Raw genomic sequence first — 14,409 nt, 5'->3', positions numbered from 1 at the left:
GGGCCTGGTGGTGGGTGGGGAGGAAACGGGGCTGACGGCTGTCAGGGGAGCGGGCTATCCCTCAGAGACAGCCAGTGACCACCACCCCCGGGAGACGCCCGTGAGCACCCCTCAACGCCCCGCCGGACCCGACGACAACGACGACCAGGGCGACGCCGTCGAACCCGCCCCGCCGTCCCGGCCGGGCCGCACCGCCTACCGGCGCGGCACGGCCTGGCCGAACGGCTCCACCAACCGGCTGCGCGCGGACGTCCTCGGCGCGCTCGGCGTCCTCAAGGTCGCCACCGCCGACCAGCTCCAGCGCCTGCTGCGCCCTTGGGCGGCGTCGAACACTGTGATCCGGCAGGCGCTGCGCGATCTCGCCGGGCACGGCCTGGTCGCCTCGGACGGCAACACCAGGACGGGGCACAAGACGTGGCGGCTGGAGGGCACGGCCGGGCTGGAGGCGGCCGGGCAAGTGCTCGGCCTGCCCCGCTCCGACATGGGCGGGGCGGCCCGGGGCGCCGGGCGCTCCGGCGCGCAGCACGCGATGGCCGTCAACGAGACCGTGCTGGCCTTCGTGCGGGGCGGCACCGTGCCGGGTGCCCCGGGCGGGGTCGGCACGGTGACGGACTGGGCGACCGAGGTGGAGTTCACCCTGCCCGGCGGGAAGCGCAAGGTGCGGCCGGACGCGGTGTGGCAGGCCCCGGAGATCGGCGTGCCGGTGCTGATGGTGGAGGTCGACCGCTCCACCATGGCGCCGGAGCGGGTCGCCGCGAAGTTCACCGCCTACCGCGAGCTGTTCCGCACGAAGGTGAAGAGCACCGACCCGGCGCTGGCGGACGAGGAACCAGCGGACCGGATGGTCCACTGGTGGCGCCGGACCTGGCCCGGCCACACCCGGCCCGGGTACCCGCCCGTCGCCCTGGTCGTCACCGACGCCGGGCCCCTCGCCCTGGCCAACCGGCAGCAGACGGTGGCCGACCTGGCGCGCGACGCCTGGGGCGGCAGCTGGTGGACCATCCGCACCCACAACGCGAACGGGGACGGCTGGCGCGAGTACGACGACGCGGTGCCGGTCATCACCACCACCTTGGAGCTGCTGGCCGAGCACGGCCCGCTCGGGCCGGTGTGGTGGCGCTACGGCCGCGACGAAGCCCGCTACTCCCTGCTGGAGGCGCTGGAGAGCCCGGACACCCGCGCGGCCTACGACGCGCGCCAGGACGCCCGGGAGAAGAAGGCCCGCCAGGAGCACCAGGAGCTGATGAAGACCCTGGCCTGCGCCGACTGCGGGAACGTGCCCCGACACCAGAGCACCGAGGAGTACGGCTCCAAGGGGCGACAGACCTGGACTCGCCGTCCGGGTGGCCGCTGCTGGTCCTGCCACGAGAAGGACCAGGATCGCCGCGAGGAGGAGCGGGAGGCCGAGGCCCAGGCGCGGCTGGAGGCGGCCCGCGCGGCCAACGCCCGCTGCGCCCGTGCTGGACGTGCCGGGGCTCGATCGGCGGGAAGGCGGGCTCGTTCCTGGAGTTGAAGGAGAAGGCCGGCCCCGACCGGCTGGAGTGCCCGCAATGCGCCAGCGACCGGGAGGAGAAGGAGCTGGGGCCGCTGGTGCTGCCCGCCCCGACCAGGCGGGAGCTGATGGCCGCCCGCATCTCGGCCCCCGCCGACCCCTGGTGGAAGGATCGGCTTCGGCACGCTGAGCTCTACCCGGTGAAGAACCGCGCCGCGTGAGTGTCCCGTCTCACCGAAGGTTGGTCAGTCTCACCGAACCTTGACCACTCGGCTGTTGTCTCATCGAACGTTGACCGCCGCAGGCCAAGGGCAGATCCCCCCGGGCCAGGCCGGCGCTACGTGGCCGACTGACGCGCTGTCGCCTACGGTTCCCGTCCTCGAGAAGGTACGGCTCGCTGTGGCCTTACGAACTCCTCTGCAAGGTCCTACCTTTGAGACATGGCAACTCAGCAGCCCGGCCCGCTGGCGGAAGTTGTGGCACCCGTGACAGCGGGATGGCGGCTGCTGTTCGTGCCCAGCCGGGCCCGCGAGCTGGCCGGCACGCTCGGCGCGAGCGTCATGGTCCCGCCGGTGGTCGCAGCCCCACTTCTGCTGCCCGCTCTGGTGGTCGCCGTGATCACGGGGAGCTCACTCGTCTGGGGCGGTTTCTGGGTCCTACTGGCGCTCACGGTCGTCGCAGTGATCGTGCTCACCGTGGCCACGATGTACGTCACGGCCACCATGACGGTGCGGTGGGTCGAGCTCCGCCCCCTGGGATCTCCGGCCCAGGTCGTGATCGCCCGCTTTCTGCGTTCATCGACCATGGCGATGGCCGATCTGCAGCGAGTCGTCGTCATCGAGCGACTCAGTCTGGGGCAGCGACAGTCGATCAAGGTGGTGCTGCATACCCGCAGCCAGACGGTGGAGTGCGAACCGGCGACGTCCGCACCGCTCTCTCGGGTCGACGCACAGGCGCTGACCAGCTGGTTGACCGAGCAACTCGGCCGGGTCCACGTGGCGGTGGAGCATCAGAGGGAAGTCAAGCGCGACTTCCTGTGTCCGGACGAGTGGTGGACCCCGTCCCACACCGCCGAGCGGTGGGGGGTATCCGTCGACGAGGTCGACCGCATAGCCGCCCGGCGCGGCGTCGAAACCTACGGGTACACGCCCCGGGCCGCCGCGATGTACAGCCCTGGCACTTCGGTCACCGTCTACGACCCGGGCCGGGCCTACGAGGTCGCCGAAGAACTCCGCGCGGAACGAGCCGCCGGCCAGGCCGCTGACAGCACGGCAGCCCCCGGCCCGTCCGAGGACGACGCAACGGATTCCCGCTGACTCGGTCGGGCCGGTCCTGACCTGGCTCGGAGTGAGCTTGCTCCGCTTTGACGGACACCGGTGGTGTGTTGGTCAGGCTGCGAGGGCGGTCTCGTAGTCGGCGGGACTGCGGTAGCCGAGGGTGCTGTGCAGCCTGCGTATGTTGTACCAGCCCTCGATCCACTCGAAGATCGCCGATCGGGCAGCCACCCGGCTGGGCCACGGCCGTTCGCCGATCAGCTCGCGCTTCAAAGTGGCGAAGAACGACTCGGCGAGCGCGTTGTCCCAGCACTGCCCGGTGCTGCCGACAGACAGACGGACACCGAACTCCGTTGCCAGATCAGCGAATTCACGACTGGTGTATTGGCAGCCACGATCCGAGTGAAAGATCACCGGACCGGCGGGACGGCGGGTTCGGTAGGCGGCCCGCAGGGCATCGGCGACCAGCTCGGTCCGTAGGTGGTCCGCGGTTGCCCAGCCGACGACACGGCGGGAGGCGATGTCGATGACGGTCGCCAGGTAGAGCCAGCCCTCGTCCGTTGGGATGTAGGTGATGTCACCGCACCAGCGCGCATCCAGGGCGTCCGGATCGGGCTCGAAGTCGCGCAGGACAAGGTCCGGGCGGGTGGCGGCGTTCGGGTCCGGGATCGTGGTGCGCTGGCGCCGACGACGGTGACGGCCCTGCAGCCCTGCCTCACGCATCAGCCGGGCGATCCGGCGACGGCCGCACCGGTCGCCGCCCCGCCGGAGGGCGGCGTGGACACGTGGGGCTCCGTAGCTTCCCCGCGAGTCCGCGTGGATCTCGATGATCCTCACGGTCAGCTCGGCGTCGCGGACGGCGCGGGGGCCGGGCTCGTCGTTGCGACGGGCGTAGAAGGCGGCTCGGGAGACCCTGAGCAGTTCACACGCCCGCTTGACGCTGTGACCTGCCTGCTTCTCCGCCTCGATGAACGGGTGCACCGTCACCGGGTCTCCGTCGCGAAGAAAGCCGTGGCCCGCTTGAGAACCTCGACGTCTTCGCGCAGGCGGCGGTTCTCCCGCCGCAGCCGGGCCAACTCCTCGCGCTCGTCGCTGGTCAGACCGTCCCGCTGGCCGGCGTCGACCTCGGCCTGCTTCACCCAGTCCCGCACCGCGGTCTCGGTCAGATCGAAGTCCTTCGCGACCTGACCCACCGACCGGTCACCCCGTCGGCACAGGTCAACGATCTCCGCCTTGAACTCCGGCGTGAACGAGCGCCTGGGACGCGGCTTCTTCTTTCCCACGCTCTCCATGATGGACATCATCCCTCCGGGGCCGAAGCCCCTGATCAGGGGTGTCCGTCACAGCGGATCAAGCCCAGAACCTGCGGTGGCGGGCGGTGTACTTAGAAGTCATCTCATTTGGTGATTCTGCGGTGGCAAATCAAAGCGGCGGCGATGGTGGCGAAGGCAGCGAAGTGGGCGCCCTTGCGTTCGTACCGGCGGTGGAGCCGACGGAAGCCGCCAAGCCAGGCCACGGTCCGCTCGATGACCCAGCGGTGCCGGCCGAGGCGGGTCGAGGACTCGATGCCGCGGCGGGCGATGCGGGGCACGATCTGCCGTCTCCGCAGGTAGGAGCGGATGAAGCGGTGGTCGTAGGCTTTGTCGCCGTGGAGTTTGCCGGGCCGGCGGCGTCGGGGGCCGCGGCGGGAGCGGATCGGTGGGATCGCCTCGACGAGCGGGATCAGTGCCTGGCTGTCGTGCAGGTTCGCGCCGGAGATCGCGAGCGACAGGGGCAGACCGGTGCGTTCGGTAAGCAAGTGGATCTTCGACCCGAACTTGCCCCGATCGACAGGATTCGGACCCGTCAGGTCCCCCTTTTCGTGGCCCGCATGTTCACCGAGTCGACCGCGCATCGGGACCGGTCCAGCTCGCCCCGGGCACCGAGTTCGTCCAGGACCAGGCGGTAGAGCTTCGCCCACACCCGCGCGGCGGTCCACTCGGCGAACCGACGGTGCGCGGTCGGCCCGGACGGGCCGAAACACGGCGGCAGCTGGGCCCACGTGCACCCCGACGTCGCCACGAACACAATCGCAGCCAGCACCTCCCGGTCCCCATGGCGTCGCCGCCCGCCGCCCTGCGGCCGGGTCGGCGCCGGCGGCACCACCCGCTGGAACAACTCCCACAACTCGTCCGGCACCAGGCGCTCCACGATCGTCACGCAAGCAGCCTACAAGCCCAAATGAGATGACTTCTAACCCTCACCCCGGCCCAGGTGGAGGACCTGGTCGGCGGGCCGGTCGCGACGGACCGGGGCTCCGGCTACGTTCCGCCTGAGCCGTTGCCGGAGCCCGAGGCTCGGTTCGAGGTGATGGCCGTCGCCCGGCTCTCACGGCCGAACCCGTTCCGTGCCCCCGTGTGCATGCCGGCCGGCACTCCGTGGTGACGGCGGCGGTGGTGGCGGCAGGCCGTGCCTCAGCGTGGCAGCCGTGACTGCTGCTGGTATCACGGCGGCGACTGGCACCAGGTCAACCGGCTGGCGATCGAGGCACTCGCCGCTGGGGAGGCGGCGGGCGTCTCGGCCGAGGACATGGCCGGGTTCGTCGACGATTACGCCAAGGAGGCCGGCGCGGACCGGTGGCAGCGGGCGGCGCTGCACTCCGTGTTCTTCCTCCCGTTCGCGATCTAGCCCTCGGAGGGCGGCGGCTTCGTGAACGGGCAGCACCGGACACAGGTGATGTTGGATGCGGGGGTGCGCCGCACGGTGGTCTTCCACGAGGTGTGGCCGCCGTCGTCCTGACTCTGGCCGACACCACCCCGCCCAAGTCGCGTCGGGGCCGCTCGGCCGGATGCCGGCTGGTCCCGCCAACGTCGGTGGCGACGCGCGAGGCTGGAAGGGTGCCCGCGAAGAAGGCCCCGAGTCCGCTGGTGGTGCAGCCGCCGGTGCCGTTAATACAGCCCGGCTGGAACGCCATCTGTCGCCTTCCCGGCCCCCGCCTGCTGCGCCCGGGGTCCCGGGGGCGGGACGGGGTTGGTCGGCCCGGTGAAGTGGAGGCGCACATTCCTGACTTACCGTGACATGCAGTGAGAAGGGATGTTCCCCTGATGGGTGTGTGGTGGGTGGAGCGGCGGGATGTGCTGTTGGTGGAACTGGCGGGTGTGCTGGTGTTCTTCGGTGCCGATCCGCTTGAGGATCCCGGTGTCGGCGAGCTCGCCGACGCCGCCGAGATCCTCGCCGCCGAGTACCGCACCAGCAGCCGCGGTCCCCACCTGCGCGAGGTCGGGGAGCTGCTCGCCCGAGCCGCCATCGAGCTGCGCTGCGCGGACCGCTTCCGCGGCGCCCTGCTGCCCGTCGTCGTCCGCCACCTGCGCCGTGCCGTCTGCGATCTGGCGCGCGCCAGGGCCTGTCTTCGGGCACCAGCCGGGCCGGCTGCCGGGGCACACCCGGGTGCCGGGCGGAGCGCACGGAGCAGGGCCTGAATCCGGCTGCGCGCTGATCCGGCGGTTCTGCGACGACGTTGGCGCCGCAGCCGCCCGAAGGGGCGTGGTGCCGGCGGCCCGGACACCGTAGAACCGCTCCACCCCCTGCGCGGATTCATGTTGCGGACGAGGCATCCAAGGCGGTCTCATTGGCCGCTATGCGATCTTCTCGGCCCCCGTTCAAGCAGCGATTCAGTCCACATCCCGTGAGTGCGCCGCGTACCACGTGGCAGCGGTTCAACCGTGCCAAGACGGACTCGGGGTGGCCGTTGCTCATAGTCAATTTCACCCTCTTCATCCTGCTTTCCGCCCTTGCTCTTCCTCGGGCGATGTCGGGGTCTTTCTTCTTCACCTACCTGAGCGTGGGCTTCACTCTTGGCGTGCTGCGTACCGGGTACGTGATGATGTGCGTTGCCCAAGGCAAGACCGGGCTGACCGCGACCGGAGAACCCATCGCCGCCGATGTTGCCCCCGATCAGCGAGCCAGACTCTTCTAGCTGGATCGACTTCCGAACGCCAACCGGCTCGGGAGGCGAGTCCCGTGGCCGTCAAGACACGTCCTGAGAGGACGTTAAGTCCGTTTTTGATAGCGGCCGCGTCCAGGTTGGTCGAGGAGTCCCTGACGAACGAGTCGTCCCAGGCGGGAGCGGGTGACGTTGATCGATGGCTCGTCGGTGGGCAGCTCGAGGAGTTCGTACAGGTCGCGAACCCGGAAGACCCGCCCGGGATGTTCGTTGAAGGTGGCCACGATGCGCTGGTAGACCGTGGCGGTCTCCGCGGGGGCCGGCTCGTGGTCGGATCGGGTGAGGCCGTCGATGACCTTGCGGGTCGCGGTGAGCTCGGCCAGGCGGGCCTCGGTTTCGACGAGTCCGGTGGTGAGCCGCTCGATCTGAGCGCGCAGGCCGTCGGCTCGTGCGGCGGTCTCGTCGTGTTCGGCCTGCAGCAGCCGCAGGAGTTCGGTGACGTTCACGCAGCCAGCCCGACGTCGTCGCGCCAGGCGGGGCTGGGGGTGGTGAGACGGCGGAGCATGCCGGCGGTGGAGGCCCAGTAGACGCGGGAGGCGGCGTTGTCGGGCCGATGGTCGTAGTCCCGGGCGAGACGCCGGTGGAGCATGAGGGTGCCGTTGACCTGTTCGACCACCCACCGCTTCGGTTGCGGAACGAAGCCCCTGCCCTGGTCGTCGGGGTTGCGGCGGACCACCTCGACGGTGATGTCCTTGACCGCCCCGTGGATGATCACGGCGTCCTTGAAGCCTTGGTCGACCAGGGCCTTCTCCAGGCGCATCCCGCACCGTTCGGCCGCCTGGTCCAGCAGCGCGATGCCGGCCTCGTTGTCGTGCGCGCTGGCGGCGAGGATCACCACGCCGATGACCAGGCCCAGCACGTCGACGACCAGTCCCCGCTTCCTGCCGGGCGTCTTCTTGCTCGCGTCCAGTCCCGTCGTCTCCTTCGGCACCCCCGCCGCCACGCGGACGGACTGGGTGTCGATGATCACCAGGGACGGGTCCTCTAATCGCCGGGGCCGCTCCCGCACCTGGCAGCGCAGGATCTCCTGAATCCGCTGGTCAAGACCGTCCTGGCGCCACAGAGTGAAGTAGTAGAACACCGCCGACCAGGCCGGTAAATCATGTGGCAGGAGCCGCCACTGACACCCCGTCCGGTTCTGATACAGCAGCGCGTTCACGACCTCGCGCAAGTCGCAGGAGCCCGGGTCCCCGGTCGCCGAGCGCGACACCCGCTCCTGCTTCCAGGCGGTGACCAGCGGCTCGATCAAGGCCCACTGCGCGTCGGACAAGTCCGTTGAGTACGGCATCCGTTCCATGCTCCGACCCCATCATGCACACGACATGAGGGTCGGCCCAAACGCCTCCGTACCCACGAACGGGCGACACCAAATCATCCAGAAACGGACTTAACGTCCTCTGAGAGTCCAGCGACGGCCGCCGCGGCGGACACCGTCCTGCGCCGGGTGGCGGATGCGGCCCGCACCTGGGCGCTGCGCGGGCAGTGAGGCGGCCGACGGCCAACGCCCGACCACCGGCGAACCGACGCGCTCCGTCACATGGCTTCAGCCAACCCGGCGGTTGGGTCGGGAAGTTCAACGCAGGCCACCGGAGGTGGTCGACGAGAGCCCGGCTACCCACGTCGCCGGATCCTTGCCAAGATCCTCGGCATGACCCAGCCTCCCCCCGCCCCCGACGGCGACGACCCCTTCGCCGAGATCGGCGATCCCCTCCTGGCCGTCGTGGACAAGCGACGAGGCCTGCTGGCCGTGGCCGGTGCGCACGAGTACGACGAGGCGAAGACGGTCGGTGTCTTCCACGTCACCGACCTGGCGCGCCGTCGCTGGCTCCTGGGCTCGCAGCACCCCGTGCACGCGATGGCCTTCCACCCGACCCGTCCCCTGCTCGCCGTGGGCACAGGCGAGTACGACGGCGGCTACCACTTCGAGGGCGAGCTCCTGCTCGTCCACCTGGAGACGGGCACCGTCCTGTCGCTCATCGAGCACGACCTCGGCCGCCAGGTCCTTGGACTGGAGTGGCTGAACGACCAGGACCTTCGTGTCCTGATGGCACCATCCGACGACTGGAAGGACCCCAAGGCCCACGTGGAAGGACACACCGCCGTGGTCCGCCGCGCCGACTGGACCGCGGTCCAAGCCAAATCGCTCACCGGCCCCGACCTGGCCGGACCTCGCGTGCCGACGCCCCGCCCGGACCACCGCGAGGCCGCCCGCCAGACGGTCGCCCGTCTGACGTCGCGACGAACGGCCCGACACCACACCAGCCGAGCACACAGGTGAGGACCGGCCGACGCTCATCCGCCGTTGAAAGGAGCGGGCTGCCGGACCGGGCCTGCGGTGGCGGGCCACCGAAACCAGCGTTCGCGTCCGATGGAGCGGACCCGGGGTGCCGCCGCACCTGCGGATCGTGCTGGCCCGGGAGCCGGACGACGGAATGAACTCCCCGCGGCCACGCGGGCCGCTCCAGCTGCGCCCCACGGCGCCGGACCGGAGGGTGAGGAGTATGACGGTCATCGTGCCCGTCAGGCGGGGTTCTTCGGGATGAGTGTGACGCCGTCGTCGGTGACGATCAGGATGTCGCTGTCTTCCTGTCCGGCGCAGTCGGGGCAGCAGTCCTCGGCTGGTGGCAGGCCGGCCTCGACAAGCTCAGGCCGGACGAGCAGTTCGTCCGCCTGGTGAGCAGCGCTGCCGACGCCCTCGAGGCCTAGTACTGCAACCGCATCTGCGTGACGTTGTGGTGTTGGGCTCGTTGGTGTGTCTGTGTGCTGATGAGCTGACGGTTGAACAGGTCGAGTCGTGGTTCGAGGGGATAGTCGGGTTCCATGCCCGCATCGCCCATCGTTTCGGCAGGTCGGAGCCCCGCGATCGGGCGCTGGACTACCTGACCGGGCTGCTCGCCCCGCTGGAGCGGAAGAACGGCTGGACCCTGGCCGAGCAGGTCGGGCAGCTCCGTCCGGACGGGGTTCAGCGCCTGCTGAACCTCTCCGAGTGGGACGAGGACGCGGTCCGTGACGACGTGCGCGACTTCGTGGTGGAGACCATCGGCGCCAGGGACGGGATCCTGATCGGCGACGACACCGGCTTCCTGAAGAAGGGCACCCGGTCGGCCGGTGTCCAGCGCCAATACAGCGGCACCGCCGGCCGCACCGAGAACTGCCAGATCGGCACGTTCCTGGCCTACGCCTCCTCCAAGGGCCGGGCCTTGATCGACCGCGAGCTCTATCTGCCCGTCTCGTGGACCGACGACCGGGAACGCTGCCGAGCCGCCGGCATCGGGGACGAGGTGCCGTTCGCAACGAAGAACGAGCACCTCAAGTGGATGCTCCAGCGCGCGATCGACGCCCGCGTCCCGTTCGCCTGGGTCACCGCCGACGAGGCCTACGGCCAGGTCAAACACCTCAGGTCCTGGCTGGAGGAACGCCGCATCGCCCACGTGCTCGCCACCAAGGTCAACGACACCGTGACCACCGTGCGCTGGGCCGAGACCCGGGTGGACGAGCTGATCGCCTCCCTGCCGCGGCAGGCCTGGAAACGCATCTCCGCAGGCCAGGGCACCCGCGGCGAGCGGATCTACGACTGGGCCCGCATCGCGATCCGCCCGGTGTGGGAGAACGGCTTCGGCCACTGGGTCCTCGCCCGCAGGTCGCTCGGCGATCCCACCGAGATCGCCCACTACGTCTGCCACGGCCCCGTCGGCACCCGCCTGAAGGACCTGGTCAAAGTGGCCGCCGCGCGGTGGACGATCGAGGAGTCGTTCCAGGCCGCGAAGACGGAGTGCGGCCTGGACCACTACCAGGTCCGCCTCTACCGCGCCTGGTACCGACACATCACCCTGGCCATGGCCGCGCTCGCCTACCTGACCGCCCTGCGCGCCCACGAAGCCGCAAAGGGGGCGGCACCGACGACGAGCACGAGCTGATACCCCTGAGCGTCCCGGAGATCCGCCGACTCATGGGCCACCTCGTCAGGCCCCACCACCAGACCAACGAGCACCATCTGCGCTGGTCACGCTTCCGACGCCGCAGCCAGGCCCGAGCCCGCCGATCCCACTACAAACGCCGAGGCCAGATCCCCCAGAACCACCAGATGCGGTTGCAGTACTAGGCCGACCACGCGGAGGCGCAGGCACAGCCAGCTACTCCTGACCAGTAGCCAGATCCGAGATGACCACACGGGGCGGGCCGGACACCAACGCGGTGTCCGGCCCGCCCCGTCCGCAAGCGGCGGGGATCAGACCGAGGCGAGGAACGTCCGCACGCGCTCCAGCAGCAGCTTGGACGCCTCCGCGTCGAAGGACTCGAGAGAGGCGTCGGTGAACAGGTGCTGTTCGCCGGGGTAGACGAACAGCTCCGCAGCCGATGCGGACTTGGCCAGCTCGCGCGCCGCGGGCAGGTCTTCGTCGAAGAACTCGTCGCCCTCCTTGCCGTGGATCTGCACCGGCACACTGTCGGGCCAGGACTCCCCGTACTCGGTGACGGGGATGCAGGAGTGCATCAGCAGTGCTCCACGTGCGCCGGGCCGCGTCTGCGCGAGCTTCTGGGCGATCGTCACGCCGAACGAGAGGCCGGCGTACACCAGTTCCCGGCCGAGGTCCTCGGCCGCTGCCGCACCACGTTCCCTGAGGGTGTCGAACCCGATTTCCCGCGCGAACCCCATGCCCTCCTCGAGGCTGCCGAAGGTGCGGCCCTCGAACAGATCCGGAGTGTGTACTGTGTGGCCGGCCTGTCGCAGGTCGTCGGCGAACGCCCGGACCCCGTCAGTCAAGCCCTGGACGTGGTGGTAGAGCAGAACCTCAGCCATATTTCGCGGTCCTTCGCCTATTGATCGACTGTTCCGGAAACGCACCAGGAGGCTGGTACCTCACTCAGCGCCCGACCATCTCACATCTCATGAGTGCGCGGCAGGCAGCTTGCCTCCATCCCCCGCAGGCGACGTCTGTCCTGGTGTGAGGTCACCTCGTGCGGCTCATGTCGGCGGGGTCCGGCCCTTCCTGGCCGGCGCCTTGGGCACATCCACCGACAGCGGCTTGCCGGTGGTCTTCCGGTCTGTGGTCTTCTTCGTCGTCCGGGTGCTGCTGGTGCTCCTGACGGCGTCGCTGGTCTTGGGGTGCTGCTCGCGGGCGTCGGCGAGGGCGCGTTCGAGGACGGCCATGAGGTCGGTGACCGTGCCGCCGGGCGGCAGGACACGTGACTTGGGGGCGTGCGGGGGTTCAAGGCCGGCGAGGCGGGCTTCGACGACTTGCTCCAGGGCGTGGGCGTACTCGTCGTGCTCGGCCTCGATCTGGAAGTCCTCGGTGGTGGCGTCCATGAGCGTCCGGGCGAGGCCGATCTCCTTGGGGCGCAGCTCGATGCCCTTGGGGGCGAGGTCGACTGGATCACCGAGCTGGTCCGCGACGAGATCCAGTCGCTGGAGGCCGGCCCTCGCTCTGCCGACCGCGACCAGGACGGCGACTGGGCGCAGGAATCGGGCAGCGCCGAGACGTGGTGGTGATCCCGGCCCGGTGTCGGTGGCGGCTGGGATGCTGGCTGACATGGACGACGGGGCGCTGATGAGGGGCCGGGTGTACGGGGCGGACCACGACGACCCCGGTCCGAAGCCCGGTCACGCCTACCGAGAGCTCTGCGCCGGCCCGCTGGACGGTCTCCTGCTGGACGTCACGGGCTGGGACGGCGAGCAACTTGCCGAAGGTGCCGCGCTGCTCACCGAGCTCGGCCGCTACGGCCCGGGCGGCCGTGCCCACTACGAGCCCCGCCCGGCGGACCCGCTTCGATGGGACTGGGCGGGTGACAGCCACTGAGCCGGCCCCAGGCCGACCGCGGCGCGTTGCTTCCGCCGGGCCTGTCCCAGGGCCCCGACTCCGGCCGTGAGCACGGGCTGCGCCGGGGTGCGCCTCACGGCGCCGGACCGGAGGGTGATGGGTATGACGGTCATCGTGCTCGAGGAGCCGCGCAGGGAGCTTAGCCGGGACTTCGGCCCCGGCAATGTGGTGTCCTACACCGGCAAGATCCACGCCGCTCCCGCCGACTCGGCCGTACCCGGCGATCCCGCCGACCAGACGTTCTGCGGCAAGGACACCTTGGGCATGGAGAAGCTCTCCTACCGGCCGGACCGGGCTCCTCCTGGTACCCGCCGAACAAGCGGCAGTGGGTGTGCCGGGACTGCGACACCGCACTGCGCACGGGCTGAGCGGCGCAGCGGCGGCCCTCAGTCCTGCGACGCCTCCTCGATGCCGCGCAGGACCGACTCGGTGTGTTCCTGTTCAGCGCGGTGCCGTTCGACGCGGTCCCGCGCCCGCTGGACCGCGTCCGGGTCGTTCGCGGCACCTGCGTCCATCACCGTGGTGGCGCCGTTGCCGAGATCGACGATGTGGTGGTCCATCTTGCCCGTGGCCATGATCGCCAGGATGGTCAGGAGTTCGTTCTTGACCTCGCGGGTGAGGAGGACCTCGTCTTCGTCGGAGAGGTCGACGCGCCCCTCCCGGGCAGGTCCGGAGAGGCTGGTGAGGGCGCCGTTGAGGAGCGTGCCGAGGACCCGGAACTGGTCGGGATCCATGCGCAGGCGCAGCGTGTCGAGGTCGAGGCGAACCTGCTCAGCCGGGCTGGGTGCGGTGGCGTCGTCCATCGGGTCATCCTGCCAGCCGCCCCCGCCCGTTCCCGGAGCCCGAACCGTCTGTCGGCCGCGCCTGCGACCGTGTCGTCGGAAGGTCGGATCCGGGCCTGGAGGTGGGCATGGACTATCGGCGGATGTCGTCGGAGGCGAAGGCGGCATTCCTCGCGGAGTACCCGCGGTGCGAGTTGTGCACGAGGCCGTCGGTGCAGGTCGATCACGACCACGTCTCGTGCGAGGTGCGGGGCGCGTTGTGTAGGCGGTGCAATTCCCGGCTCGGGTTGCTGGAGGCGGCGCTGCGCCTGCCCGCCGGGTTGTTTCAGAGCCTGGTGGGGGATCTGCACCGGGCGCTTTGGCGCAGCGGGACGGTGGAGCTGGACCGGTACGCCGGGGATGTCGCCTACCTCGGGGCGCCGGTCGGGGAGTTCGAGCGGCGGCTGCGCGCGGTGCAGGAGCAGTTGGTGCTGCCGTACGTGTACTGGGCGCCGGTGACGAAGGAGCCGGCGATCCGGACGAGGGCGTGGGCGAAGATCGGGCCGCTGTGCGACGACGCGGAGGCCGAGCGGCACCGGGCGCGGCTGGTGGCCTGGTCTGAGCCGTACTGGGTGTGGGTGACGCGGGAGCCGGACGACGGGGTGAACAGTCCCGCTCCCCGCGCCCTGGTCGTGGCCGCCGCCTCCACCGACGGCGCCCGGGAGCTCCATCAGCAGCTGCGCGGCCCCGTCGACATGAGCCGCCACGAGGCCAGGGACCGCGACTTCGCCGAGCTGGCGGTGCCGGTGCTGCTGAGCCGGCCTCTGACGGCGGAGCAGTTCCGTGCCGCGCACTGGCGGGATGACGAGCAGCTGCCGGCCATGGTCGAGGAGCTGCGGGAGCTGTTGCTGGGCTACGGCTACATGGCCGGCTGGTTGGACCTGGCGGTGCGGATCGTGCTGGAGGACCTGGCCGGTGACCTGTCGGATGCGCGGTGGGCGGTGTTCTCGCGGGCCCGCTGGCACTGGCGCGTCCTGCTCGGGCACTGGGGCGACCGGCAGGGCTGTCGGTCGGCCTGACCCGG

The 14,409-nt window shown here is 70.4% G+C and carries 16 protein-coding genes and 2 pseudogenes; 11 read left to right on the top strand and 7 right to left on the bottom strand.

Annotated features, from left to right (window positions below; translation table 11 throughout):
- Positions 1-100: 100 nt before the first annotated feature.
- The 3 genes from ABWK59_RS35695 to ABWK59_RS35685 all read left to right on the top strand — a co-directional run bounded on the left by ABWK59_RS35695 (position 101) and on the right by ABWK59_RS35685 (position 2,808).
- Positions 101-1,513 carry a replication-relaxation family protein gene (locus tag ABWK59_RS35695; protein ID WP_354645237.1) on the top strand — a complete coding sequence of 471 codons (1,413 nt, stop codon included), beginning with the start codon at positions 101-103 and terminating at the stop codon, positions 1,511-1,513.
- Positions 1,510-1,713 carry a hypothetical protein gene (locus ABWK59_RS35690; RefSeq protein ID WP_354645236.1) on the top strand — a complete coding sequence of 68 codons (204 nt, stop codon included), beginning with the start codon at positions 1,510-1,512 and terminating at the stop codon, positions 1,711-1,713. The genes ABWK59_RS35695 and ABWK59_RS35690 overlap by 4 nt, the downstream gene beginning before the upstream one ends.
- Positions 1,714-1,932: 219 nt before the next feature.
- The gene (locus tag ABWK59_RS35685) at positions 1,933-2,808 is read left to right on the top strand and encodes a hypothetical protein (RefSeq protein WP_354645235.1); all 876 of its coding nucleotides are present in this window, start codon (positions 1,933-1,935) and stop codon (positions 2,806-2,808) included.
- 72 nt (positions 2,809-2,880) lie between these two features.
- Here ABWK59_RS35685 and ABWK59_RS35680 read toward each other — a convergent pair.
- Positions 2,881-4,058: pseudogene (locus ABWK59_RS35680) on the bottom strand (IS3 family transposase).
- A 104-nt stretch (positions 4,059-4,162) separates the two neighbouring features.
- Positions 4,163-4,959 (bottom strand): IS5 family transposase gene (locus ABWK59_RS35670; protein ID WP_354645375.1). Its coding sequence is split into 2 segments (ribosomal slippage): positions 4,163-4,623 and positions 4,623-4,959, totalling 798 coding nucleotides; the frame shifts between segments, so codons are not numbered across the junction.
- Between the two features lie 255 nt (positions 4,960-5,214).
- Between ABWK59_RS35670 and ABWK59_RS35665 the strand changes: the two genes are divergently transcribed.
- The 3 genes from ABWK59_RS35665 (at position 5,215) to ABWK59_RS35655 (ending at position 6,721) form a co-directional block, all read left to right on the top strand.
- A complete protein-coding gene (locus tag ABWK59_RS35665) occupies positions 5,215-5,433 on the top strand; it encodes a hypothetical protein (RefSeq protein ID WP_354645234.1) in 219 nt (72 codons plus the stop codon).
- 416 nt (positions 5,434-5,849) lie between these two features.
- Positions 5,850-6,224, top strand: coding sequence for a hypothetical protein (locus ABWK59_RS35660; RefSeq protein WP_354645233.1), 375 nt, complete (start codon positions 5,850-5,852; stop codon positions 6,222-6,224).
- A 206-nt stretch (positions 6,225-6,430) separates the two neighbouring features.
- A complete protein-coding gene (locus ABWK59_RS35655; RefSeq protein WP_354645232.1) occupies positions 6,431-6,721 on the top strand; it encodes a hypothetical protein in 291 nt (96 codons plus the stop codon).
- A gap of 74 nt (positions 6,722-6,795) precedes the next feature.
- On the opposite strand, the gene ABWK59_RS35650 is transcribed toward ABWK59_RS35655, so the two are convergent.
- Both ABWK59_RS35650 and ABWK59_RS35645 read right to left on the bottom strand, forming a co-directional pair.
- Positions 6,796-7,194: a hypothetical protein gene (locus ABWK59_RS35650; RefSeq protein ID WP_354645231.1), complete on the bottom strand. Its 399-nt coding sequence runs from the start codon at positions 7,192-7,194 to the stop codon at positions 6,796-6,798.
- Entirely contained in the window at positions 7,191-8,045 is an 855-nt protein-coding gene (locus ABWK59_RS35645; RefSeq protein ID WP_354645230.1) for an IS5 family transposase, read from the bottom strand. Before ABWK59_RS35645 ends, ABWK59_RS35650 begins: the two co-directional genes overlap by 4 nt.
- A 351-nt stretch (positions 8,046-8,396) precedes the next feature.
- Here ABWK59_RS35645 and ABWK59_RS35640 point away from each other — a divergent pair, with 351 nt between their 5' ends.
- Complete coding sequence (locus tag ABWK59_RS35640) at positions 8,397-9,026, top strand: hypothetical protein (protein WP_354645229.1); 630 nt, start codon at positions 8,397-8,399, stop codon at positions 9,024-9,026.
- A gap of 493 nt (positions 9,027-9,519) precedes the next feature.
- Positions 9,520-10,665, top strand: a complete 1,146-nt coding sequence (locus ABWK59_RS35635; RefSeq protein WP_420492973.1) for an IS701 family transposase — start codon at positions 9,520-9,522, stop codon at positions 10,663-10,665.
- A gap of 311 nt (positions 10,666-10,976) precedes the next feature.
- On the opposite strand, the gene ABWK59_RS35630 is transcribed toward ABWK59_RS35635, so the two are convergent.
- Together ABWK59_RS35630 and ABWK59_RS35625 are read right to left on the bottom strand one after the other, a co-directional pair.
- A complete protein-coding gene (locus ABWK59_RS35630; protein ID WP_354644308.1) occupies positions 10,977-11,546 on the bottom strand; it encodes a dienelactone hydrolase family protein in 570 nt (189 codons plus the stop codon).
- Between the two features lie 165 nt (positions 11,547-11,711).
- A complete protein-coding gene (locus ABWK59_RS35625; RefSeq protein WP_354644309.1) occupies positions 11,712-12,278 on the bottom strand; it encodes a hypothetical protein in 567 nt (188 codons plus the stop codon).
- On the opposite strand from ABWK59_RS35625, the gene ABWK59_RS35620 reads away from it, so the two are divergent.
- Positions 12,277-12,543 carry a hypothetical protein gene (locus ABWK59_RS35620; protein WP_354644310.1) on the top strand — a complete coding sequence of 89 codons (267 nt, stop codon included), beginning with the start codon at positions 12,277-12,279 and terminating at the stop codon, positions 12,541-12,543. The two genes, ABWK59_RS35625 and ABWK59_RS35620, sit on opposite strands and share 2 nt — an antisense overlap.
- 407 nt (positions 12,544-12,950) lie before the next feature.
- Here the strand turns inward: ABWK59_RS35620 and ABWK59_RS35615 are convergent, their stop codons facing one another.
- Positions 12,951-13,367 carry a hypothetical protein gene (locus ABWK59_RS35615; protein WP_354645228.1) on the bottom strand — a complete coding sequence of 139 codons (417 nt, stop codon included), beginning with the start codon at positions 13,365-13,367 and terminating at the stop codon, positions 12,951-12,953.
- A gap of 107 nt (positions 13,368-13,474) precedes the next feature.
- Here ABWK59_RS35615 and ABWK59_RS35610 point away from each other — a divergent pair.
- Both ABWK59_RS35610 and ABWK59_RS35605 read left to right on the top strand, forming a co-directional pair.
- A pseudogene (locus tag ABWK59_RS35610) lies at positions 13,475-13,630 on the top strand (endonuclease domain-containing protein); the annotation flags it as partial.
- A 51-nt stretch (positions 13,631-13,681) separates the two neighbouring features.
- Positions 13,682-14,404, top strand: a complete 723-nt coding sequence (locus tag ABWK59_RS35605) for a hypothetical protein (RefSeq protein ID WP_354645385.1) — start codon at positions 13,682-13,684, stop codon at positions 14,402-14,404.
- Positions 14,405-14,409 lie beyond the last annotated feature (5 nt).

The organism is Kitasatospora sp. HUAS MG31 (assembly GCF_040571325.1).
Taxonomy (GTDB): Bacteria; Actinomycetota; Actinomycetes; order Streptomycetales; family Streptomycetaceae; genus Kitasatospora; species Kitasatospora camelliae.
This window is presented reverse-complemented; position numbering and strand designations above follow the sequence as displayed.